Source organism: Aeromonas sp. TS_SC_11 (assembly GCF_057318915.1).
The window spans coordinates 336,510-357,528 of the sequence record NZ_CM170470.1; the positions used below are offsets into that span (position 1 = coordinate 336,510).

Sequence of the window (21,019 nt, forward strand, 5' to 3'; positions counted from 1 at the left end):
CCTTTTTGGACAGTATCTCAACGAGTACATTACTGATTGTCCTCGTTATCTTGATCCTTCTATCCGCCTTCTTCTCCAGCTCCGAAACTGGCCTGATGTCCATCAACCGCTACAAGCTGCGTCATCTGGCACAGACCAAACACAAAGCCGCACGCCGTGTCGAACAGCTGCTCGCCCGACCTGATCGTCTACTGGGCCTGATCCTGATCGGCAACAACCTGGTCAACATCTTCGCCTCGGCCATCGCCACCATTGTCTGTATCCGGCTGTTTGGCGATCTGGGTGTTGCCATTGCTACCTTTGGCCTGACCCTGGTCGTGCTGGTGTTTGGCGAAGTCACCCCCAAGACCCTGGCGGCCATGTTTCCTGAACGAGTGGCCTATCCAGCCTCCTGGATCCTCAAGGGATTGATGGTGCCTCTCTACCCCTTTGTCTGGCTGATCAACGGCATCACCAGCGGCCTGCTCAAGCTGCTGCGAGTCACTCCCAACAAGAATGACGCTCTCAATACCGAAGAGCTGCGCACCATAGTCAACGAGGCAGGAAGTCTCATCCCACAGCGCCACCAGGAGATGCTGCTCAGCATCCTGGACCTGGACAAGATGACGGTGGAGCACATCATGGTGCCACGCAGCGAGATCTACGCCATCGACATCAATGATGACTGGAAGAGCATACTGCGCCAGCTGGCCCACGGTGCGCACACCAAAATACTGCTCTATCGCGACAACATCGATGACGTGGTGGGCTTTCTGCACGCCCGCGATGCGCTGCGGCTGATGGCCAGGGATCAGTTCAACAAGTCGAGCCTGCTGCGGGAAGTGGACGAGATCTACTTCATCCCGGAAGGGACGCCGCTCAATGTGCAGCTGGCCAAGTTCCAGCGCAACAAGGAGCGGATCGGCCTCATTGTGGATGAGTACGGTGACATTCAGGGGCTGATCACCCTGGACGACATCCTGGAAGAGATAGTGGGTGATTTCACCACCACTATTACTCCCACCCCCAGCGACGAGATCCATCCTCAGCCGGACGGTTCTTTCTTGGTGGAAGGCTCAGCCAGCATCCGCGAGCTGAACAAGGAAATGAACTGGCAACTGCCCATCGACGGGCCGAGAACCCTCAACGGCGCAATTCTGGAATATCTGGAGGAGATCCCTCAGCCCAACATCAGCCTGCGGCTGGCTGGCTATCCCATCGAGATCATGGAAGTAGAGAACAACATGGTGAAGATGGCGCGGATCATGCCAGATTTATACCGCAACGTATCGGGTTTCGAAGATTGAAAAAAGGCTGCCGATGGCAGCCTTTTTTATCTCACTCATTCTCGTCGTCGGGCTCAGGTTCCAGCACCAGGGTCGGGATCAGTTCACCGAACACCTTCTGCAGCTCGTCGCGATTGGCCAGCAGGTCTTGCAGCGTGTAGCTGTCCATCACCGCCAGGAAGGCGTTCATCGCCTCCTTCAGGGCGCTTTTCAGCAGACAGACAGAGACGATATGGCAAACGGGCGAGTTGCAGTCGATGCCGTCCAGGTTGCCCTCCAGCGCACGGATCACCTGGCCAATATTGACTGTCTCTGGCGCGCAAGCCATGCGGATCCCGCCATTCTTGCCACGCTGTGACTGCAGATAACCCAGCTTCACCAGCTGATTCACCACCTTCACCATGTGGTTGCGAGAGACGTCATACAAGGCGGAAACCTTGGCCACGCTCGACAATTCCCCCTGTGGCAAGGTCGCCAGATAGAGCAGGGCTCTCAATCCAAAATCGGTATAGCTAGTTAGTCTCATAGGGCCTGTGTCGCATCACGCGGAAAATTGATTATTGATCCATATCAAATAAACATCTAGGATGCAGCTTATTAAGTGACATTTTAAATGTTTAATTAGAAAGGACCCCTTATGTTAGATCAAGCCACCATCGCCGTCATCAAAAGCACCATACCTTTGCTCGAATCGGCGGGCCCTGCACTTACCCAGCACTTCTATCAGCGCATGTTCAGTCACAACCCCGAGCTGAAGGATATTTTCAACCTGGCTCACCAGCGCAGCGGCGGCCAACCGCTGGCCCTGTTCAACGCAGTGGCGGCTTATGCCAAGAACATCGACAATCTGGGGGCCCTGGCAGGTTCAGTAGAACGTATCGCCCACAAACACACGGGCTTCATGATCCAGCCGGAACAATATCACATTGTAGGTAGTCATCTCTTGGCCACGCTCAAAGAATTGGGCGGAAGTGCAGTCACCGACGAAGTGCTGGATGCCTGGGGCAAGGCTTATGGCGTACTGGCCAGTATTTTCATCGGCCGGGAGAGCGAAATCTATCAGGAGAAGGCGAGCGAGATCGGTGGCTGGCAAGGCCCCCGCCCCTTCATCATCAAAGAGAAGCGGGTCGAGAGCGAGCTCATCACTTCCTTCATGTTGGCGCCGATCGATGGCAAACCCGTGCTGCATTTCAAGCCGGGCCAGTACCTCAGCATCCAGCTCAACCACCCGGAACTGGAATATCAGGAGATCCGTCAGTACTCCCTCTCCGATGCACCCAATGGTCGCGATTACCGTATCAGCGTCAAGCGCGAGCCGCAGGGTCAGGTTTCCAACCTGCTGCATGACCATCTGCAAGTCGGTGATAAGGTGGATCTGATGCCGCCAACCGGTGATTTCTTCCTGCAAGCCAGCGCCAGCACCCCAGTGGTGCTGCTCTCCGCCGGCGTGGGCCTCACCCCCATGCTGAGCATGCTCAACCAACTGCTGAGCACGGGCCATGATGCCGATGTCTGCTGGCTGCACGCTTGTGAACAGGGTTCGCTGCATGCCTTCAAGGAGGATATCCAGCGCAAACGCCAACAGCATCAGAAGCTGCAGAGCCGGGTCTGGTATCGGGAGCCAAGTGATCAGGATCAGCAAGGGAAGGACTATGACTTCAGCGGCATCATGGACTTGAGTCAGGTATCCGGGTTGCTGGTACCGCAGGCCCACTACTACTTCTGCGGCCCGCTCGGCTTCATGCAGGGGATCAAGACACAACTCATCGCGGCGGGTATCCCGACCGAACAGTTGCACTACGAAGTTTTTGGCCCCCACCAGGATCTTTAATCGGGGTTGCACCATATAAAGCAATGAGGACCCGGCCTGTCATGGCACGGCGGCCGGATCCGGACCCACAGGTGAAAACTTGTGGGTCATTTTTATTTAACGCATCGCCTTGGCACGGGCAATGGCGTTGGCAGGCATGCGGTTGCCCAGTCGATTCAGCAGGCTGGTCGCCTTCTGATGCAAGGCCTTGTCACCAATGACAGTGCTGTGCAGCCAGTGATACGCCTCTTCATAATCCAGCGGGCTGCCCAGCCCCTGCAGCAACATCTCGACCCACTCTACCTGTGCCCGTTGAAAACCCAGACTGGCCGCTTCACGCATCAGGGTTTCGGCCTTGAGCAGATCTTTTTGCACCAGGGTGCCCTTCCAGTAATAACGGCCCAGCTGTTCCAGCGCAGGTGCCAACCCCTGATTGGCTGCCTCCCACATGAATTTGACCCCGAGCTCCGCATTGGGCTTGATGCACACTCCCCAGGCCAGCATGTCTCCCCACAGGAACTGATAGGCAGGCACCTTCATTACCTCGGCCCGCACCTCGATATCCTGGGTGAGCTGGCATCTGTCCTGTTTTACCTGCTGTAAATGACGCCCCTGCTCAATCCAGTTGAGCAGCTCGTCCTGACGATAGAGGGGCACAGCCTGCAGGTTGCCGCTGTCATCTACACCGCTCGTCGGCGTGCTGGTCATGGGTTGACTGGTTGGAGAAAGCCCTCCATCCGACGCTGTGGCAGACGCAGCTGATGAGGCAGCCGCAGCTGGCTGCCCCATTGAAGGAGCGACTGGCAGTGGTGCTGCTGGCCCGGCTGCAGACACCTCAGGCTGATATGACGCGACTGGTCCGGCGGCGGAAACCGCAGGCTGAGATACAGCCACCGGCTCGGAGGCGGAAACCGCAGGCGGGGATGCGATCGCTGACTCTGCCACGGAAACTGCACTGCTTGCCGTAGGTGCGGCGGCGGATACCTGTGGCTCCGCGCCCTGTGCCTGGGTCGTCAGCAAACAAGCAAGGCCAAAAAGGGTAAGGGGTTTCATCATAAGGTTCTCCTGCTGCTCTCTGTTATCGGCAGCCAGGCCCATCCCCTTAGCCCGTCACCGTCAGCACCCTGCAGCAATGACAAAGGGGAGCCGAAGCTCCCCTTGTTGTCAGCCATGCGGCTTACTTGACGAACTCGACACCCAGCTGGATATCGGCTTTCAGAGTGGCCAGCATGCCCTCCATCGCCTCTTGCTCGAAGGCACTCAGCTTGCCGTAGTCCAGCACGGTTTCGACGCCATTCTTGCCCAGCAAGATGGGCTGTGCGAAGAAGGTAGCGTGCTTGCCATCCCCTTCCACATAAGCGCACTCTATGACGTTGGCTTCGCCCTGCAGACCCTTGATGAGGGACAGGCCAAAACGGCAGGCAGCCTGACCCATGGATAGGGTGGCAGAACCGCCACCGGCCTTGGCTTCCACCACTTCGGTACCGGCGTTCTGGATACGCTTGGTCATGGCTGCCACTTCTTCTGCAGAGAAGGAAGCCCCTTCAATCTGGGACAGCAGCGGCAGTATGGTCACGCCACTGTGGCCGCCGATCACGTTGACACGCACCTTGTCGACATTCAGACCCTTGGCGTCGGCCACGAAGGTCTCGGCGCGGATCACATCCAGAGTGGTGACGCCAAACAGGCGACGCTTGTCGTAGACGCCGGCTTTTTTCAGCACTTCAGCCGCGATGGCGACCGTGGTGTTGACCGGGTTGGTGATGATGCCGATCAGCGCTTTCGGGCAGGAGGCGGCACATTTTTCGACCAGATTCTTGACGATACCGGCGTTGATATTGAATAGATCGGAACGATCCATGCCGGGCTTGCGCGCCACACCGGCGGAGATCAGCACCACATCGGCGCCGACCAGAGCCGGGCTCGGATCTTCACCGCAGAAACCTTTTACTTTCACGTCAGTCGGGATATGGCTCAGATCGACCGCCACACCCGGAGTGACCGGGGCTATGTCATACAGGCTCAGTTCGGAACCAGCAGGAAGGCGATTTTTCAACAGCAGAGCGAGGGCTTGGCCGATGCCACCGGCGGCACCCAGAACGGCAACTTTCATGATCAACTCCATGTTTAAGCGTAGGTTTAAGGTTGTTTCTTGTTGTGGGCCCAACCTTAATGGATCCCCCCATAAAAAACAATCTGATAACAGTTGCAATCACGGGTTCTGTGAGCCAATAAACAGGCGGCGCATAAAAATGGGGGGAAATGCAAAAAATCAGAGGAGAAGCACAGATTTCCCGCATTTATACCTACCACAAAGAGGTAGATCTACCGAGTTCAGGCCTGGAATGCCAAGGCTCGCCGTTCACACCAGCGAAACCCAATTGTTAACAATCCGTTCATGGTCAGGTAAAGCGCACCGGCCACAGTGAACACAGCCAGGGTGTCATAGGTCTGGGCGTTGAGGCGCTGGGCCAGACCCATCACGTCCATGATGGTGATGGTGCTGGCGAGCGAACTCCCCTTGAGCACCAGGATCACCTCGTTGGAATAGGCGGGCACCAGTCGCCGGGCGGCGTGGCGCACCTTCATCCACAGGGTCTGCCCGGCCGAAAAGCCGAGGGCGCGGCAGGCCTCCACCTCGCCGGACGGAATGGCATCGAGCGCCCCCTTGAACAAGCGGGTTGAATAGGCCGCAGTGTTGAAACCAAGGGCCAGCACGGCGCAGAACCAGGGCTGCTTGAGCAGCGGCCAGAGCGGCCCGGATTTGAGCCACTCGAACTGTCCCGGCCCGTAGTAGATAAGGAAGATCTGGATCAGCAGCGGCGTGCCGGTGAAGGTCAGCACCCACAGCTGTACCAGCTGGGTCGCCACCGGAATGCGCTGCTCCAGCACCCATGTCATGGCAGCCGCCATCAGTACGCCGAGCAGCAGACTGAGGGCAGTTAATTGCAAGGTGATCGCCAGACCACCCAGAAGGGTCATGAAATAGTCCTGCATGGTCAACCTCCGTAGCGGCGGGTATAGCGGGCTGTCTGCTTAAACCCGAATTCACTCAGCTGACTGAAGACGGTCGGTTGCAGGGTGATCACGAATCCCCCCAGCAGAGTCGTGAAATAGTCCTGCATGGTCAACCTCCGTAGCCGCGGGTATAGCAGGCTGTCTGCTTAAACTCGAATTCACTCAGCTGACTGAAGACGGTCGGTTGCAGGGTGATCACTAATCCACCCAGCAGGGTCATGAAATAGTCCTGCATGGTCAACCTCCGTAGCGGCGGGTATAGCGGGCAGCCTGCTTGAGGCCGAATTCACTCACCAAGCTGATGGCAAGATAGATGAGGGCCGCGGCGGCATACCAGGTAAAGGGTTCATAGGTGCTGGCCGAGGCCATCTGGGCCTGACGCATCATCTCGTTCACCCCTATGAGGGAGACCAGCGCCGTATCCTTGAGCAACACCAGCCACTGATTGCCGAGGCCCGGCAGGGCATGGCGCCAGGCTTGGGGCAACACGATGCGAAAGAAGATGTGCCCCTTGCCAAGACCGAGCGCCAGCGCCGCCAACCGCTGTCCGGCGGGCACCGCATTGAGCGCCGCCCGCAGAGTCTGGGTGGCATAGCTGGCAAACAGCAGAGAGAGCGCCAGCACGCCACAGGCGAACGGGCTGAACTCCACATACTCGCCTGTGATGAGAAACAGCACCTGGGTCGAGCCGAAGTAGATGAACAGCACCACCAACAGCTCGGGCAAGCCACGGATCAAGGTGGTCAGTGTAGCCACAGGCCACACCAGCCAAGGCTGTTTACTCAGCTCGGCGGCGCTCAATCCCAGCGCCAATACCATGCCGCCGACCAGTGATGCCAAGGCCAGCCCGAGGGTCATCCAGGCTGCATCCAACAACAGGCTCAACATGGCTTACTGCGCGAAGTATTTGTCGAAGATTTTCTGATAGGTGCCGTTGGCCTTGATTTCGGCCAGCCCCTTGTTCAGCTGGGTCAGCAACTCCAGGTTACCCTTGGCCACTGCGATGCCAAAGCCGGTACCGAAGTACTTGGCATCGGTCACAGGCGCACCGATCACGACGAACTCCTTGTGCTGCTTGAGCCAGTCGGCAGCGACGGCAGTATCGGCAAACACACCATCGGTACGGCCATTCATCATGTCGAGGAAGGCACTCTGGTAGCTGGCATAAGGCACTGTCAGCAAGCCTTTGCTGATCCAGTTATCCACCAGATAGGACTGATGGGAAGAACCATTCTGCACGCCGACCGTCTTGTCGACCAAGTCTTCCGGCCCCTTGAAGGTCCCTTTCTTGGCCACGAACACGGCTGAGTTCTCATAATAGATGTCGGAAAAGTCGACTTGGGCTGCCCGCTCCGGGGTCACATCCATGGCTGCGATGGCAGCGTCATAGCGACGGAACTTGAGGCTGGGGATCAGGCTGTCGAAGGCCTGGTTGTGGAAGCTGCACTCCAGCTTGACCTGGGTACAGATGGCACGGGCCAGGTCGATGTCAAAACCCTGAAACTCGTTTTTGTCGTCCAGGTATTCGAACGGTGCATAAGTCGCCTCGGTGGCGAACTTGATCTCTTTGGCCAGCACTGAGGTGCTCAGCAAACCCATGGCAGCAACCAGCAACAGACTCTTTTTCATGACAGCTTCCTTATCGATTTGAATATCAATGCATCAAGAATTCGGCAAACCGGCTGGTTTGCGGGGATTGGAAAATGGCGGCGGTACCGGACTCGATGATCCGCCCCTTTTCCAGATAAATCACCTGACTGGCCACCTTGCGGGCAAACTCCACCTCGTGGGTCACCACCACCTGGGTAATACCGGTCTGGCCCAGATTGCGGATGATCTCGGCCACCTCTTTGGTGATCTCGGGATCGAGTGCAGCCGTGGGCTCGTCAAACAGCAGCACTTGCGGATCCATCATCAGGGTACGGGCAATGGCCACCCGTTGCTGTTGACCACCCGAGAGGCGGGCAGGCCAGGCATCACGCTTGTCGGCCAGTTGCAACTGGGTCAACAGGTAGGCGCCCTTCTCGATAGCCGCGGCCTTGCTCATGCCGAGCAACTTGACGGGCGCCTCTATGAGGTTCTCCATCACGGTCAGATGTGGCCAGAGATTGTACTGCTGGAACACCATGCCCACCTTGCGACGCAGTGCCTGCGCCTGACGGTTGAATTCGGCAGCAGACAGGCCGGACGGGAAAGAAAATTCACTTTCACCGATGCGCAATACGCCGGCATCCGGCGTGTCCAGCAAGTTCATCATGCGTAGCAGCGAGCTCTTGCCAGCACCGCTCGGGCCCAGCAGCACCAAGGTTTCACCGGGCTCAGTCCGAAAGCTGACATCTTGCAGTACCGGCACCTTGTGCCAGGATTTTGCGATACCGATTAGTTCAATACCCATACAGCCCAATTGAATAAGTTTTCAAAATTTCGTCCCGATTTTAGCCCCAACATGGGGGGATGCAAGCTAATTTTGAATCAATATGCAGAACAACCGCCGCTTCCTTGCAAAAATAGGCACATGAATGCAAAATGGGCACGCTGTTCATATCTGCCGCCTGAGCGTGACAGGCAGCCACACCTCCTCATTCGTGAGTCCAAGATGAAACACAACGACAAGCAAGAAAAACTGGCCAAGGCCTTTAAAGCCTTGCTGAAAGAAGAACGATTTGGCTCCCAGGCAGAGATAGTGACTGCCCTGCAAGAGATGGGCTTCGAAAACATCAACCAGTCAAAGGTATCGCGCATGTTGAGCCGCTTCGGCGCCGTTCGCACCCGCAATGCCAAGATGGAGATGGTTTACTGCCTGCCGGTGGAACTGGGTGTACCCACCACTTCCAGCCCGCTCAAGAACCTGGTACTCGACGTCGACCACAACGGCGCTCTGGTCGTGATCCACACCAGCCCGGGTGCAGCCCAGCTGATCGCCCGCCTGCTCGACTCACTCGGCAAGGCAGAAGGGATCCTCGGCACTATCGCCGGTGATGACACCATCTTCATCACTCCGACCAGCGACACCGATATCGAAGAGCTCTATCTCTCCGCCCTCGAGCTGTTCGAACAGACCCCTTAATGTCAGCCAATGCGCAGGCCACCGCCTACTAGCGGTACCGCCAGAACGCAAAATCCCGGCCAAGGCCGGGATTTTTGTTTTCTGCGCACCGGTGAATGCTGACTTATTGACCATTTGCCACCAGAAAATCTTCCGAGGGGGCAAAGAAGGCCGCACCAGTCACTGCCGTGGTGAAGCGCAGCAGGTGATCAAAATGGCCGCCCTCCCCCTTGTACATGCTGGCCATCATGGCATTGAAGTGCAACGGCGTGCGGCAGCAGGAGATGAAATAGAGTCCCTGCTCCGTCATGGTTCCCCAGGGCATGCTCTGACGCAGTATCTCCATGGATTCACCTTTGGGCGTCTTGAGGTTGACCCGCTTGATATGGGAGGTCAGCGGCTTGTCGGCCGACTCGTATTCGATGTTGTCGCGCTTGGTGCGGCCAATGATGTCTTCCTGTTCCTTCAGGGCGAGCTTCTCCCAGTCGCTCATGGCATGTACCCAACGCTGCACATGGACATAGGAGCCACCGGCAAACTCGCCACCCTCAAGCAAGGCCACCTCAGCGCGGTGTTCATCTTGCGGGTTCTCGGTGCCGTCGACGAAGCCGGTCAGGTCCCGGCAATCCAGATTGCGGAAACCACGCACCTCTTCCACCAGCGCCACCAATCCGGCCAGCAGCGCCATCACCCTTTGACCGGCGTGATGCAAAACATCGACCCGATCGGCACGCAACTGCACGAAGAGGTCGAACGGCGTATTTGGCGCCTGCTGACCGTTGGCTGATTGCGTCATAAAGCCGCGAAACTGGGGCGGACGGGCTACAGGGTAGAGGTCATCCCAGGCATCGGCGCCGACGGCGACCAAGCCGGTGAAACCGGCATCGGGGAAATCGGCGGCAACCGCTTCCCACAGGGCAGGCAAGCTGGCCAGACGGGCAACCAGTGCGGTCGCCTCTCCTGTGCGATTGAACATCAGATAGAGGGCGTGCAGATTCGGCTCTGCGCAGATCCCGGCTTGGGCTTTCATTATGTCTCTCCCCTGTATAGGCATTAGCGTGGCGCGATTATAAACCAGAGTGAATTCAATTCATTGATTTCATAACGATATCAAGTGGTTCACTGCACTGGTTCAAACAACACCAACCCATGGGGAGCGACCTTGACCCGAGCGCGATCCCCGCCGAGTGGCTCACCTATGCTCGCCTCCAGTCGCTGACCGCCACACTCGAACAACACCCGGCAGTGATGACCGAGAAACTGCTGCTCCAGCACTGTCAGTTCGCCGTCCACGACGGCCTCCAGCAACAGTTGCTGGGGTCTGAGCATCAGTTGCAGCAGCTCGCCCAGGTTGCGACCATGAGGCTCGGTGCCAGATACCACTCCCAGCGCTGTCTTGACGCTGTGGCTATCCACCACCTCAGCGGCCAGATAATTCACCCCGCCCAAAAACTCGGCCACGAAGCGGTTCTGCGGGCGGCGATAAAGCTGCTCCGGCTGTCCCACCTGCTCGATATGACCAGCCCGAAACAGAGCCAGCCGGTCGGCGAAGGCAAACGCCTCCTCCTTGCTGTGACTGACGAAGATGGCGCCGATTCCCTGCTGCTTGAGCAGGGTGCGGATCTCGAGGATCAGCTTCATCCGCACCTGGGTATCTATGTTCGAGAAGGGCTCATCCAGCAACATCAACTTCGGCTTGCACACCAGTGCGCGAGCGATGGCAACCCTTTGCTGCTGCCCGCCAGAGAGTTGATGGGGATAGCGATCTCCCAGCCCCTGCAGCTTGACCAGCGTCAGCGCCTCCTCCACCTGCTGCTGACGGGCGGGGCGGTCAAGGCGAGTCAGCCCGAAACCGACGTTGTCGGCCACCGTCAGATGGGGGAAGAGGGCGTAATCCTGGAAGATCATACCGATGTTGCGCACCTCGGGTGGCACGCTGACGCCCGGCCCATCCAGCAGGGTAGCACCGAGGCGGATCTCCCCTTCGGCCAGCGGCAACAGGCCTGCAATGGCCTTGAGCAGCGTGGTTTTACCGCAGCCACTGGCCCCCAGCAGACAGACAATCTCGTTGTCGGCCACCGACAGAGACAGCAGCTCCAGCACATTGCGACCGTTATAACGGCAACTGACGTTCTCAACCTGCAAGCAAGACACGGCTGACTTCCTCATATTCTTTTGATTCAGGCCGACCTGCGCCGGACAACAATTCAGGGAGTGATCTGCAGACTCAGTGCCCCTGGCTATCCAGGCTGCGGTTGACCCAGATGAGCGGCAACAGCCCTACCAGCACGATAACGATGGCCCCCAGGGCGCCGCGTTCCAGCATCTCGTCCGAGACAAATTGATAGACGTGGGTCGCCAGGGTATCGAAGTTGAACGGCCGCAGCAGCAGGGCGGCGGGCAGCTCCTTCATGGATTCGATGAATACCAGCATGGCACCGGCAAACAGACCCCGTCGTACCAGCGGCAGGTGAACCCGCCGCAGCATACCGCCATCTCCCTGTCCCAGGGAACGGGCCGCCATGTCGAGGCTGGGGGAGATCTTGCCCATGCTGCTCTCCACCGAACCGATGGCAATGGCCACGAAGCGCACCAGATAGCCGAATACGATGGCAGTGAGGGTACCGGTCAGCAGCAAGCCAGGCCCCTGCCCTCCAAGCCACTCGGCCAGATCATTGATACCAAAATCAAGGGCTGTCAGCGGCACCAGCACGCCGATGGCGAGCACGGTACCCGGCATGGCGTATCCCATGGCGGCAATGCGCAGGGGCAGCAGGCTCTTGACGCCACCATCAAGGCGACGGAAGAAGCCAAGCAGCAGGGCAATCCCCATCGCCAGCAGGGCGGTCAGCGCCGAGATGAGAAGGCTGTTGCCAGCGAAGCGGACAAACTCCGGTGTCCACGACAACTCGAAGTAGCGCACCCCGTAATCGAGCAGGATGACAAATGGCAGGCCGAAACCGGCCAGCACCAGTCCCCAGCACCAGAGTCCGGCCAGCCAACGGCTGACTCCCTTGAGTGGATAACGCAGCGGCTGCTCATGACCCATGGATTTCTGAAACACCTGCTGACGCTGGCGGGAGCGGCGCTCCAGCGCGATGAGCAGCACCACGGCCAGCAGCATCATGCAGGAGAGCTTGGCGGCGGTGGCCAAACTGCCGTAGCCGAGCCAGGTATCGTAAACTGCCGTGGTCAGGGTGTTGATGGCAAAGAAGTGGACAGTGGCAAAGTCGGCCAGGGTCTCCATCGCTACCAGGGAAACCGCCACCATGATGGCGGGGCGGGCCAACGGCAGACTGAGGCGGCGAAAGCTCTGCCAAGGGTTGCAGCCGAGCAGACGGCTGGAGTGAATGAGGCTGACCGACTGCTCCAAGAACGAGGCGCGGGCCAGCAGATAGACGTAGGGAAAGAGCACCAGCGCCAGTACCCAGGCGGCGCCCCCCAGGGATCGAATGGCCGGGAACCAGTAATCCGCAGGTCTGCTCCACTCAAACAGGGTGCGCAGCCCCGCCTGCAGCGGCCCCGAGTAGTCAAGCAGGTCGGTGTAGACGTAGGCAACGATGTAGGAGGGCATGGCCATGGGCAGCATCAGCGCCCACTGCAGGGCACGGCGCCCCGGTACCTGACACATGGCTACCAGCCAGGCGGTAGGTACGCCGAACAACAGGCTGAGCAGCACTACGCCCGCCACCAGTCCCAGCGTATTGGCCAGATAATCGAGCAGCACAGTATCGGCGAGGTGGCGAAACAGGTCTCCGTCTGCCGAGAAGGCTGAGAAGATAAGGGCGAGTACCGGCAAACCCAGCAGCAGGGCGGTGGCCCAGCTGCTGACAATCCATCCACAATTTTTCATGAGACCACAGAAGTGGATGGGGCCCTTGGCCCCATCTGATTACAAGTCGAATTTTACTTCATCCAGCAACTGCAAGGCATCCTTGCGGTGCTTGGCGTACTCGCTGACCGGCATGGGATCAGACTTGAAACTGCCCCAGGACTTGACCATGGCGGAAGGCTCGACCCCGACCTTGACCGGGTACTCGGCATTCACGTCCGCATACATGTGCTGGGCAGTATCGCCAGCCAGGAACTCCATCAGCTTCTGGGCGGCTTTCTTGTTCTTGGCATGCTTGGTCATGGCCACGCCGCTCACGTTGACGTGGGCGCCACGGTCAGCCTGGTTCGGGAAGTTGATGTAGACCGCATCAGCCCAGGACTTCTGAGCCGGATCTTTCAACATGGCACCCAGGTAGTAGCTGTTGCCGAGGGACAGATCGCAGATGCCATCCTTGATCGCCTTGACCTGGTCCCTGTCGTTGCCTTGCGGCTTGCGCGCCAGGTTGGCCTTGACCCCTTCCAGCCAGGTTTTTGCATCCGCCATGCCGTGATGGGCGATCATGGAGGAAACCAGCGCCACATTGTACTCATGCTTGCCGCTACGGGTACAAATTTTCCCTTTGAATTCAGGCTTTACCAGATCTTCGTAGCTGATGGTGTCGAGTTTGCCGAGGCGTTCCTTGCTCGAATAGATGGCACGCACTCGGGTGGTCAGGGCAAACCAGCGATTCTCCGGGTCACGATAGATGGAAGGGATATTCTCCTGCAGTATCTTGCTGTCTACCGGCTGCACCAGCCCCTTGTCCACCAGATCGGTCAGACGGCTGATGTCCACGGTCAGCATCAGGTCGGCCGGAGAGAGCTTGCCTTCCCGCTCCAGACGCTCGTTCAGCCCCTCTTTGGCGAACACCACGTTGACCTTGATGCCCGATTCCTTCTCGAACTGCTGGATGATGGGCTTGATCAGTTCATCCTGACGGTTGGAGTAGACATTCACCTCTCCCGCCGCAAACGCACCCTGAGCAGCCAGGGTAGAAAAAGCCAGTGCCAGCATCTTCATTTTCATCATCCATTCCTTGAGTTGCTATATCGAGTGATAACCATTGCTGTTTGTATTTTGCATTGGCCTCGACAGCCGGATCAAGAAAACATCGAGTGCGGGATCACATATTTAAGCGCCGTTCAAACAAAAGGGCCGGATAGAATCCTATCCAGCCCCACCATGGAGTCAATCAACGACTACCTATCGGCAACCCGTCCGGTCTGGCAATCCGAAACAGGGTTACCCATGCTCAAGCCGCCAGGGCACCCGAGCGATCAGAGCGCCTCGTCATCGCTTTCACCGGTACGAATGCGCACCGCCTGCAACAAATCGTAGACAAAAATCTTGCCATCGCCGATCTTGCCGGTATACGCCGCCTTGCAGATCGCCTCTATGACCCCTTCGACGTTGTCATCGGCCGTCGCAATTTCCAGCTTCACTTTGGGTAAGAAGTCGACCTGGTACTCGGCTCCCCGGTATAATTCGGTGTGCCCTTTCTGGCGGCCAAACCCCTTGACCTCGGACACTGTCAGTCCTTCGACTCCCAGGCTGGCGACGGCTTCACGCACATCGTCCAACTTGAAGGGTTTGATAATCGCAGTAATCAGCTTCATCTGGTTGCTCCCAATCCATGGTATGTGGTGAATTGGGTATCAATTCTTGTGCCAAGTCTTTTTATTGTTTAATTTCAAAAAGATAGCATTTATGCCCTGGATGAATCCCCCCCGGCATCACCAAGGGAGCACATCTCGCCCCATAATGAGGCACCAAGCTGAACCAGCCTCTCCCTATGCACCAAACAAGAGCACAGCAGTATGCTAGTCATCTCCAACAGCGTCACCCTCCCCTGGCATGAGCTGCAGTTTCAGGCCATGCGGGCCCAGGGGGCCGGCGGCCAGCACGTCAACAAGACTGACTCCGCCGTCTGGTTGCGCTTTGATTACCGCAGCTCTCCCAGTCTGCCCCCGCTCTACAAAGAGGGGCTCGACAAGCTGAGCGACAGCCGGGTACACGATGGTTTTATCCAGATCCGCGTCGAGACCCATCGCAGCCAGGACATGAACCGAAAAGAGGCCATGAGCCGCCTGGTGGAGCTGCTCAAGAAAGCCGCCTGGCGCCCCAAGGCCCGTCATGCCACCAAGCCGACCCGCAGCTCCCAGCGCAAGCGGATCGACGCCAAGAAGCGCAAGGGCGACATCAAGTCAGCCCGCGGCAAACCCGTGCTGGAGTGATGCTGCCAGCCTTACGACTTGCCCACGCCAAGGATGAGAGAAGATGAGATACAGTTTTTGCGACAGCGCCCACGGCCCCCTGCTCATCGCCATCGATCGGGATGGCCTGCGCCACGTGGAGTTCATGCAGGGCGAGCGCCCCATAATGCCAACCCAGCAGTGGCGTCAGGATGATCTGGCTCTGGCCCCTTACGTCGAGCAATTCACCGCCTATTTCGCCGGCCGTCTGCAACGCTTCGATCTGCCGCTAGCCGCCAAGGGAACCCCCTTCCAGCAGTCGGTGTGGCGCGCTCTGTGCGACATTCCCTATGGCAAGACCGTCAGCTATCTCGAAATAGCCCAGTCCATCGGCAACCACAAGGCGGTGCGAGCCGTGGGTGCCGCCAATGGCCGCAATCCTCTCAGCATCATAGTGCCCTGTCACAGGGTGATAGGGCGCAGCGGCGAGCTGACCGGTTATGCCGGCGGCATCCCCATCAAGCGCTGGTTGCTGGCGCTGGAACAACAGAACGCCAGTTCGTTCGAGTTGACCCCTTGATAGTGGCTCCATCACTGTAAAACACTCACTTCAGCCATTGGCACAACAGAGATCCGGTTTGTTCGATTGGAGCCGTTTTGCGTTTATAAAAATGAACATAGTATGAAGAATCGCCTCATAAGGGCTTCAGACAGGGTCAGGCATCATGGCTTCACACTTGGATGGCATGGCTCATCCCTCATTCAAGTGGCACCCATGTGACGCTTCCAATCTGTCTTTTTCCCCGCGCCTCCTCTGAGGCGCTTTTTTTGTCTGAAAAACAGCCACAAAAAAGCCCGCCGAAGCGGGCTCTGACCGGAAGGTGCCAGCTTCGAGGTCAATCAGATGGCGAGGAACAGCCCCGCCAGCGAGGCGCTCATCAGGTTCGCCAGCACACCCGCCAGTATGGCGCGCATGCCGTAACGGGCGATGAAGGATTTGCGCTCCGGCACCATGGCGCCCAGGCCACCGATGAGGATCGCCATGGAGGAGATGTTGGCGAAACCGCACAGGGCGAAGGTGACGATGGCCTTGCTCGATTCGTTCAGGGTCTGATCCTGCACCAGGGCGATGAAAGCGACGAATTCGTTGATGACTATCTTGGTCCCGATCAGGGCGCCAGCCGCCTGGGCCTGATCCCAGGGCACGCCGATCAGCCAGGAGACGGGGGCGAACAGCCAGCCCAGTATGATCTGGAAGCTCAGCTCCAGTCCCACCAGATCACCGGCCCAGCCCAGTAGACCGTTGAGCATGGCGATCACCCCGACGAAAGCCAGCAGAGTCGCGCCGACCGCGACCGCTATGTTGAGGCCAGCCATGGCGCCATCGGCCGCTGCTTCGATGACATTGGTCGCACGGGGGATCTCCACATCCTGACAGTGGTCAACGTCTTCGGCCGCAGGCGGCACCAGGATCTTGGCCATGGCCAGACCGGCAGGCGCCGACATGAAGGCAGCCGCTATCAGGTACTTGAGCTCAACCCCGATACTGGCGTAGCCCACCAAGGTGCCGCCAGCCACGGAGGCGAGACCGCAGCTCATCACGGCGAAGAACTGGGAGTCGGACATCTTGGAGAGGTAGGGCTTGACCACCAGCGGCGCTTCCACCATGCCGACGAAGATGTTGGCGGTGGCGGAGAGGCTCTCGGCACGGCCGGTACCCAGCAGCTTCTGCAGACCGCCGCCCAGCAGGGCGATAACCCGCGGCATCAGGCCTATGTGATAGAGGATCGCGATCACCGCAGAGAAGAAGATGATGACCGGCAGCACGTTGAACGCAAAGATGAAGCCCAGCTTGAACTTGGCCAGATCCCCGAACAGGAAGGCGATCCCCTCCTGACCGTAACCGATCACGCTGCTGACGCTCTCGCTGACCCCATTCAGCACGTGCTGACCGGCAGGTAGCCAGAGCACCAGACCGGCAAAGAGGACTTGCAGGCAGAGGGCGAGACCCACTGTTCGCAAAGGGATACGACGACGATTATCAGAGCAGAGTACGGCCAGGGCCAGGATACTCAGTATGCCGAGCAGGGCAATCATAGGGACTCCATCAGGTGAGGCAAAAGATGGGCGCGGATTCTGCTCTCCCCGCCCCTCCACTGCAAGCCCGCCTGGTTACAGCCCTGTTAGCAAAAACGTTTGCACGATATCGGTTGCGCCAACCCGCTGATTTGGTTCAATTTTGGTATCATGCGAAAGCCAGTGTTCTTATATGGAAACGATTATTCCTCTGTGCCGGACAATTTGCCGCCGAGCCAGGGGGCAAGTCGCTGCTCCCAATAGGGATTGGGGCCGAAGCTCTCCTTGAGGAAATCGATGAAGAGACGGATCTTGGGATCCAGATGTTCGCGCCTGGCGTAGACGGCGTGCACCGCCATCTTCTGGTTAGGCCGCCACTGGGGCAGCAGGGGGATCAGTTGACCGGACTGCAACTCCTTGTCCAGCAAGTAGTTGGCGACATAGGCGATGCCGAGCCCGGCCAGGGCGGCATCGCGCACCGCCTCCGCCAGATCCACCCGGTAGTTGCCGGCCACCTGCACCGTCTGGCGCTCCTTGCCCTGGCGAAACGACCACTCGTGGTAGCGCCGCTCCCGGCTCTGGTAGGTGATGCAGTTGTGCTGGGCCAGATCTTTTGGGTGCAAGGGTGTGCCGTGGCTCAGCAGATAGTCCGGCGAGGCCACCAGCACGAAGTGGATATCCGCCAGCCGCTGCCCCACCAGCGCTTCGGGCTTGTCTTCATAGGTGGTGATCCAGAGATCCAGCCCCTCATCCACCAGGTTGGTTCTGTGATCGAACAGGGAGACTTCCAGCTCCAGCTCGGGGTAGCGATCCTGAAACGCCTTGAGACGCGGGATCACGTGCAGCCGGCCAAACGACTGGCCCACCCCAAGATGAAGCACGCCACTCACCTTGCCACGGCGCTCCGCCACCATGGAGTTCGCCTCCAGCGCCACCGCCACCAAAGCGCGGCAGTGACGGGCATACTCCTGACCGAGTTCGGTCAGGGAGAAGCGGCGAGTGGTGCGCTGCACCAGCTGGGCACCGAGTTCGGCCTCAAGCTGGGCCAGCTGTTTGCTGATGTGGGATTTGGAGACGCCGAGCCGCCGTGCGGCCGCCGAGATGCCCTGTTCACGGACCAGGGCATCGAAGATCACCATTTGGGGCAGACGTTGCAGCACAGAGTTACCAGACAGGAAAGCGGGCCTCCATTATTCCAGAGCAGCCCGCAGCGGGGTAGACCTAAAGCCCAAGCGCCCGTTTGACCTCTTTTTGCAGAGGATCGTCGGCCGGATTCTGGTTCGCACCATAGCTTGCGATCAGCTTGCCATCGCGCCCTATCAGGTACTTGTGAAAGTTCCAGCCCGGCGCCTCGCCCGCGGCCGCGGCCAACCCCTTGTAGAGCGGACTCGCATCGTCACCCCGTACCGCCAGCCGGTTGAACATGGGGAAGGTCACCCCGTAGTCACGGCGGCAAACAGCGGCGGTTTTGTCCTCATCCCCCGACTCCTGCCAGAAGTCGTTGGACGGGAAACCCAGCACTATCAGCCCCTTGTCCTTGTAGGTCTGGTAAAGCGTCTCCAGATCCCCAAACTGGCCGCGATAACCGCAATAAGACGCTGTGTTTACCACCAGCACCACCTTGCCTTCGGTCAGCTGGCAGAGGTTGTGGCGCTGGGTGCTGTTGAGCTCTCGTTGCTCCACATTGAAATAATCAGGGCAGGCGGCAGAGGCCGCCCCGACACCAAGCAGCAATAGCAAACTGAACCATTTCATCGGGCAACTCCTTTTGAACAGATGAACGTCATACGCACAGGTGGCGCAGCCGGTTCATCCCCATCATTTAGCGCAAGGGTATGCCGGTCAGCCAGCCATGACCCCAGAAGATCAAGACAGCCGTGACCGCAAGTCCAGCTCCCACGCTGATACCAGTCCCAACCCAGTTCGCTGTGGGACGGGGATGACGCTGCCAGTCCCGCACCGAAATCCAGATGATGCTGACCAGGGCCCACAGACCGATACCGCCGAACAGCACCAGGGAGCGGGCCTCGCTGTTGACCGCAAGATGGGCGCCAGCCCAGAGCAGGGTACCAAGTAGCTGGGGATGAACCAGCCAGCGCCGCAAGTGGTTGGGCCCCTGGCCCGAGAAGAAAAGGATGAGCGCGACTGGCATCACGCCCATCACCAGAGCCGGGCCCCAGGCGGGCGGAAAATAGAGTGGCATGGGGCTGGACGAACGCCAGCCAGCCAGAATCAAGCCGAAAGCGACGAACACCAGCAGCGAGAAGAGTCCCTTGTAACGGTTCTCCCCCAACCGGTCGCGCAGGCGGGTTCGATGGGCCGCAGCGAAACAGGGATAGAGATGGATAAGGGTAAACAGCAGTACCCCCAGGGTCAGCAAGATCATGGGTGGCTCCTTGTACTATGGGGGATCACTATGCCGCAAAGTGGTCAGCCAAAATATAGAAACCGTAGAAAAGCGATGGAGATACAGCAAGATAATGAAAAAAGCCGATCGGGAGATCGGCAAGGTATTGCGGTCAGATCTGCAACAAAGACAGGTCATCACCGCGACACGGGGCAGGGTAAAGCCGGTGCCCGGCACCGGCCAAAAGAGGATCAGCGTCGCAGCATATAGAGCGCGGCCACGTTGCGGGCCGTGAGCTGCAGGTTGGTGGTGGCTGTCGCCAATGCCTCCGGCAGGGACATGGCGCGGTTGACCACGGCGAACACCGCATCCAGCCCGTGCTCATGCACCACACCGTAATCGTCGGTGAGACAGCCCGAAATACCTATCACCGGCTTGCCAAACTGCTTGGCACAGCGTGCGACACCGATTGGCGTCTTGCCATAAATGGTCTGGCTGTCGATACGCCCCTCCCCCGTGATGACGAGATCCGCATCGGCCACCGCCTCGGCCAGTTTCAACGCCGCTATGACGATCTGGATGCCGGGCTTGAGCTCGGCACCGAGCAGGCCCACCAGGGCCGCCCCCATGCCACCGGCGGCGCCCGCCCCCGGGATTTCCCTCACCTGTTTGCCAAGGGCCTGCTCGATGCAGTCGGCGTAGCGGGAGAGGTTGGCATCGAGTTGGGCCACCATGTCGGCGTTGGCCCCTTTTTGCGGGCCAAACACGGCGGAGGCACCTGTCGGGCCGCACAGCGGATTGTCCACGTCACAGGCCACCTCTATGGTGATTCTGCTCAGACGGGAATCCAGATCGCTCAGATCTATGGTGGCCAGATCCGCCAGCCCGGCGCCGCCCGGCGCTATGGGGGTGCCATCGCGTTTCAGCAGCTTGCCACCGAGCGCCTGGATCATGCCGGCACCGCCATCGTTGGTGGCACTGCCGCCTATGCCGAGGATCAGGTGCTTCACCCCCATGTCGAGGGCCGCCAGGATCAGCTCACCAGTACCGAAGCTGGAGGTGTGCAGCGGATTGCGCAGCTCGGGGGGGACAAGATGCAGGCCGGAGGCCGCCGCCATCTCGATGACGGCGCGCTCGCCATCCCCCAGCAAGCCGACGAAGCCCTGCACCTGGTTGCCGAGCGGTGCTGTCACATAAAACGGCAGTATGCGACCACCGGTGGCATCCACCAGGGATTGCACTGTGCCCTCGCCGCCATCGGCCATGGGCAGCTTGATGTAGGTGGCCTCTGGCAACACCTGCTTGAAACCCGCCTCAATGGCATCGGCCACCGCCATGGCGCTCAGGCTCTCCTTGAATGAATCCGGTGCGATAACAATTTTCATATCAGT

24 protein-coding genes are annotated in these 21,019 nt (G+C 58.9%); 5 read left to right on the forward strand and 19 right to left on the reverse strand.

Going from position 1 to position 21,019, the window contains the following annotated elements; translation table 11 throughout:
- Positions 1-5 precede the first annotated feature (5 nt).
- Positions 6-1,286 (forward strand): HlyC/CorC family transporter, encoded by a 1,281-nt coding sequence (locus tag AC1P02_RS01535; RefSeq protein WP_017411603.1) that lies wholly within the window; start codon positions 6-8, stop codon positions 1,284-1,286.
- 31 nt (positions 1,287-1,317) lie between these two features.
- Here AC1P02_RS01535 and AC1P02_RS01540 read toward each other — a convergent pair whose 3' ends face one another.
- Positions 1,318-1,791 (reverse strand): Rrf2 family transcriptional regulator, encoded by a 474-nt coding sequence (locus tag AC1P02_RS01540; RefSeq protein ID WP_034523613.1) that lies wholly within the window; start codon positions 1,789-1,791, stop codon positions 1,318-1,320.
- Between the two features lie 111 nt (positions 1,792-1,902).
- On the opposite strand from AC1P02_RS01540, the gene hmpA reads away from it, so the two are divergent.
- The gene (hmpA, locus tag AC1P02_RS01545) at positions 1,903-3,096 is read left to right on the forward strand and encodes an NO-inducible flavohemoprotein (protein ID WP_485183740.1); all 1,194 of its coding nucleotides are present in this window, start codon (positions 1,903-1,905) and stop codon (positions 3,094-3,096) included.
- A 96-nt stretch (positions 3,097-3,192) separates the two neighbouring features.
- Here hmpA and AC1P02_RS01550 read toward each other — a convergent pair whose 3' ends face one another.
- From AC1P02_RS01550 to AC1P02_RS01585, 8 genes are all read right to left on the reverse strand, one after another.
- The gene (locus tag AC1P02_RS01550) at positions 3,193-3,783 is read right to left on the reverse strand and encodes a tetratricopeptide repeat protein (protein ID WP_005313532.1); all 591 of its coding nucleotides are present in this window, start codon (positions 3,781-3,783) and stop codon (positions 3,193-3,195) included.
- 469 nt (positions 3,784-4,252) lie between these two features.
- Complete coding sequence (gene mdh, locus AC1P02_RS01555; protein ID WP_017411604.1) at positions 4,253-5,188, reverse strand: malate dehydrogenase; 936 nt, start codon at positions 5,186-5,188, stop codon at positions 4,253-4,255.
- A gap of 221 nt (positions 5,189-5,409) precedes the next feature.
- On the reverse strand, positions 5,410-6,072 hold the full coding sequence (gene artM / locus AC1P02_RS01560; RefSeq protein WP_485183742.1) for an arginine ABC transporter permease ArtM: 663 nt from the start codon (positions 6,070-6,072) through the stop codon (positions 5,410-5,412).
- A 2-nt stretch (positions 6,073-6,074) separates the two neighbouring features.
- Positions 6,075-6,200 carry a hypothetical protein gene (locus AC1P02_RS01565; RefSeq protein WP_485183744.1) on the reverse strand — a complete coding sequence of 42 codons (126 nt, stop codon included), beginning with the start codon at positions 6,198-6,200 and terminating at the stop codon, positions 6,075-6,077.
- A 2-nt stretch (positions 6,201-6,202) separates the two neighbouring features.
- On the reverse strand, positions 6,203-6,328 hold the full coding sequence (locus AC1P02_RS01570; protein WP_485183746.1) for a hypothetical protein: 126 nt from the start codon (positions 6,326-6,328) through the stop codon (positions 6,203-6,205).
- A gap of 2 nt (positions 6,329-6,330) precedes the next feature.
- Positions 6,331-6,981, reverse strand: coding sequence for an arginine ABC transporter permease ArtQ (gene artQ / locus AC1P02_RS01575; protein ID WP_017411605.1), 651 nt, complete (start codon positions 6,979-6,981; stop codon positions 6,331-6,333).
- 3 nt (positions 6,982-6,984) lie between these two features.
- Positions 6,985-7,722, reverse strand: a complete 738-nt coding sequence (locus AC1P02_RS01580) for a transporter substrate-binding domain-containing protein (RefSeq protein ID WP_485183749.1) — start codon at positions 7,720-7,722, stop codon at positions 6,985-6,987.
- A gap of 25 nt (positions 7,723-7,747) precedes the next feature.
- Entirely contained in the window at positions 7,748-8,488 is a 741-nt protein-coding gene (locus AC1P02_RS01585) for an ATP-binding cassette domain-containing protein (protein ID WP_005313549.1), read from the reverse strand.
- A gap of 201 nt (positions 8,489-8,689) precedes the next feature.
- Here AC1P02_RS01585 and argR point away from each other — a divergent pair, with 201 nt between their 5' ends.
- The gene (gene argR, locus AC1P02_RS01590; RefSeq protein ID WP_005308670.1) at positions 8,690-9,160 is read left to right on the forward strand and encodes a transcriptional regulator ArgR; all 471 of its coding nucleotides are present in this window, start codon (positions 8,690-8,692) and stop codon (positions 9,158-9,160) included.
- A gap of 103 nt (positions 9,161-9,263) precedes the next feature.
- Here the strand turns inward: argR and AC1P02_RS01595 are convergent, their stop codons facing one another.
- From AC1P02_RS01595 to glnK, 5 genes are all read right to left on the reverse strand, one after another.
- Positions 9,264-10,169, reverse strand: a complete 906-nt coding sequence (locus tag AC1P02_RS01595; protein WP_408124580.1) for a Dyp-type peroxidase — start codon at positions 10,167-10,169, stop codon at positions 9,264-9,266.
- Positions 10,170-10,258: 89 nt separating this feature from the next.
- Positions 10,259-11,293 (reverse strand): ABC transporter ATP-binding protein, encoded by a 1,035-nt coding sequence (locus AC1P02_RS01600; protein WP_485183754.1) that lies wholly within the window; start codon positions 11,291-11,293, stop codon positions 10,259-10,261.
- A 73-nt stretch (positions 11,294-11,366) separates the two neighbouring features.
- Entirely contained in the window at positions 11,367-12,992 is a 1,626-nt protein-coding gene (locus AC1P02_RS01605; RefSeq protein WP_059168760.1) for an ABC transporter permease, read from the reverse strand.
- Positions 12,993-13,031: 39 nt separating this feature from the next.
- Positions 13,032-14,039, reverse strand: a complete 1,008-nt coding sequence (locus AC1P02_RS01610; protein WP_485185408.1) for a Fe(3+) ABC transporter substrate-binding protein — start codon at positions 14,037-14,039, stop codon at positions 13,032-13,034.
- A 251-nt stretch (positions 14,040-14,290) separates the two neighbouring features.
- Positions 14,291-14,629: a P-II family nitrogen regulator gene (gene glnK / locus AC1P02_RS01615; protein ID WP_005313561.1), complete on the reverse strand. Its 339-nt coding sequence runs from the start codon at positions 14,627-14,629 to the stop codon at positions 14,291-14,293.
- Between the two features lie 201 nt (positions 14,630-14,830).
- Here glnK and arfB point away from each other — a divergent pair, with 201 nt between their 5' ends.
- Together arfB and AC1P02_RS01625 are read left to right on the forward strand one after the other, a co-directional pair.
- Positions 14,831-15,247 carry an alternative ribosome rescue aminoacyl-tRNA hydrolase ArfB gene (gene arfB, locus AC1P02_RS01620; protein ID WP_005313563.1) on the forward strand — a complete coding sequence of 139 codons (417 nt, stop codon included), beginning with the start codon at positions 14,831-14,833 and terminating at the stop codon, positions 15,245-15,247.
- Positions 15,248-15,290: 43 nt separating this feature from the next.
- The gene (locus AC1P02_RS01625) at positions 15,291-15,785 is read left to right on the forward strand and encodes a methylated-DNA--[protein]-cysteine S-methyltransferase (protein ID WP_169046794.1); all 495 of its coding nucleotides are present in this window, start codon (positions 15,291-15,293) and stop codon (positions 15,783-15,785) included.
- Positions 15,786-16,105: 320 nt separating this feature from the next.
- On the opposite strand, the gene AC1P02_RS01630 is transcribed toward AC1P02_RS01625, so the two are convergent.
- From AC1P02_RS01630 to AC1P02_RS01650, 5 genes are all read right to left on the reverse strand, one after another.
- Positions 16,106-17,302: a NupC/NupG family nucleoside CNT transporter gene (locus AC1P02_RS01630; protein ID WP_422504835.1), complete on the reverse strand. Its 1,197-nt coding sequence runs from the start codon at positions 17,300-17,302 to the stop codon at positions 16,106-16,108.
- Between the two features lie 182 nt (positions 17,303-17,484).
- The gene (locus tag AC1P02_RS01635) at positions 17,485-18,420 is read right to left on the reverse strand and encodes a LysR family transcriptional regulator (RefSeq protein WP_392400863.1); all 936 of its coding nucleotides are present in this window, start codon (positions 18,418-18,420) and stop codon (positions 17,485-17,487) included.
- 82 nt (positions 18,421-18,502) lie between these two features.
- Positions 18,503-19,036, reverse strand: coding sequence for a glutathione peroxidase (locus AC1P02_RS01640; RefSeq protein ID WP_485183758.1), 534 nt, complete (start codon positions 19,034-19,036; stop codon positions 18,503-18,505).
- A 67-nt stretch (positions 19,037-19,103) separates the two neighbouring features.
- Positions 19,104-19,667: an NnrU family protein gene (locus AC1P02_RS01645; RefSeq protein ID WP_275918861.1), complete on the reverse strand. Its 564-nt coding sequence runs from the start codon at positions 19,665-19,667 to the stop codon at positions 19,104-19,106.
- A 212-nt stretch (positions 19,668-19,879) separates the two neighbouring features.
- Entirely contained in the window at positions 19,880-21,013 is a 1,134-nt protein-coding gene (locus tag AC1P02_RS01650) for a glycerate kinase (RefSeq protein ID WP_219598352.1), read from the reverse strand.
- Between the last annotated feature and the right edge of the window lie 6 nt (positions 21,014-21,019).

Excerpts from the sequence above, each read along its gene's own strand:
- AC1P02_RS01540 (WP_034523613.1), bottom strand. The coding sequence starts at position 1,791 with ATGAGACTAACTAGCTATACCGATTTTGGATTGAGAGCCCTGCTCTAT.
- hmpA (WP_485183740.1), top strand. The coding sequence starts at position 1,903 with ATGTTAGATCAAGCCACCATCGCCGTCATCAAAAGCACCATACCTTTG.
- AC1P02_RS01550 (WP_005313532.1), bottom strand. The coding sequence starts at position 3,783 with ATGACCAGCACGCCGACGAGCGGTGTAGATGACAGCGGCAACCTGCAG.
- mdh (WP_017411604.1), bottom strand. The coding sequence starts at position 5,188 with ATGAAAGTTGCCGTTCTGGGTGCCGCCGGTGGCATCGGCCAAGCCCTC.
- artM (WP_485183742.1), bottom strand. The coding sequence starts at position 6,072 with ATGCAGGACTATTTCATGACCCTTCTGGGTGGTCTGGCGATCACCTTG.
- AC1P02_RS01565 (WP_485183744.1), bottom strand. The coding sequence starts at position 6,200 with ATGCAGGACTATTTCACGACTCTGCTGGGGGGATTCGTGATCACCCTG.
- AC1P02_RS01570 (WP_485183746.1), bottom strand. The coding sequence starts at position 6,328 with ATGCAGGACTATTTCATGACCCTGCTGGGTGGATTAGTGATCACCCTG.
- artQ (WP_017411605.1), bottom strand. The coding sequence starts at position 6,981 with ATGTTGAGCCTGTTGTTGGATGCAGCCTGGATGACCCTCGGGCTGGCC.
- AC1P02_RS01580 (WP_485183749.1), bottom strand. The coding sequence starts at position 7,722 with ATGAAAAAGAGTCTGTTGCTGGTTGCTGCCATGGGTTTGCTGAGCACC.
- AC1P02_RS01585 (WP_005313549.1), bottom strand. The coding sequence starts at position 8,488 with ATGGGTATTGAACTAATCGGTATCGCAAAATCCTGGCACAAGGTGCCG.
- argR (WP_005308670.1), top strand. The coding sequence starts at position 8,690 with ATGAAACACAACGACAAGCAAGAAAAACTGGCCAAGGCCTTTAAAGCC.
- AC1P02_RS01595 (WP_408124580.1), bottom strand. The coding sequence starts at position 10,169 with ATGAAAGCCCAAGCCGGGATCTGCGCAGAGCCGAATCTGCACGCCCTC.
- AC1P02_RS01605 (WP_059168760.1), bottom strand. The coding sequence starts at position 12,992 with ATGAAAAATTGTGGATGGATTGTCAGCAGCTGGGCCACCGCCCTGCTG.
- AC1P02_RS01610 (WP_485185408.1), bottom strand. The coding sequence starts at position 14,039 with ATGAAAATGAAGATGCTGGCACTGGCTTTTTCTACCCTGGCTGCTCAG.
- glnK (WP_005313561.1), bottom strand. The coding sequence starts at position 14,629 with ATGAAGCTGATTACTGCGATTATCAAACCCTTCAAGTTGGACGATGTG.
- arfB (WP_005313563.1), top strand. The coding sequence starts at position 14,831 with ATGCTAGTCATCTCCAACAGCGTCACCCTCCCCTGGCATGAGCTGCAG.
- AC1P02_RS01625 (WP_169046794.1), top strand. The coding sequence starts at position 15,291 with ATGAGATACAGTTTTTGCGACAGCGCCCACGGCCCCCTGCTCATCGCC.
- AC1P02_RS01630 (WP_422504835.1), bottom strand. The coding sequence starts at position 17,302 with ATGATTGCCCTGCTCGGCATACTGAGTATCCTGGCCCTGGCCGTACTC.
- AC1P02_RS01635 (WP_392400863.1), bottom strand. The coding sequence starts at position 18,420 with ATGGTGATCTTCGATGCCCTGGTCCGTGAACAGGGCATCTCGGCGGCC.
- AC1P02_RS01640 (WP_485183758.1), bottom strand. The coding sequence starts at position 19,036 with ATGAAATGGTTCAGTTTGCTATTGCTGCTTGGTGTCGGGGCGGCCTCT.
- AC1P02_RS01645 (WP_275918861.1), bottom strand. The coding sequence starts at position 19,667 with ATGATCTTGCTGACCCTGGGGGTACTGCTGTTTACCCTTATCCATCTC.
- AC1P02_RS01650 (WP_219598352.1), bottom strand. The coding sequence starts at position 21,013 with ATGAAAATTGTTATCGCACCGGATTCATTCAAGGAGAGCCTGAGCGCC.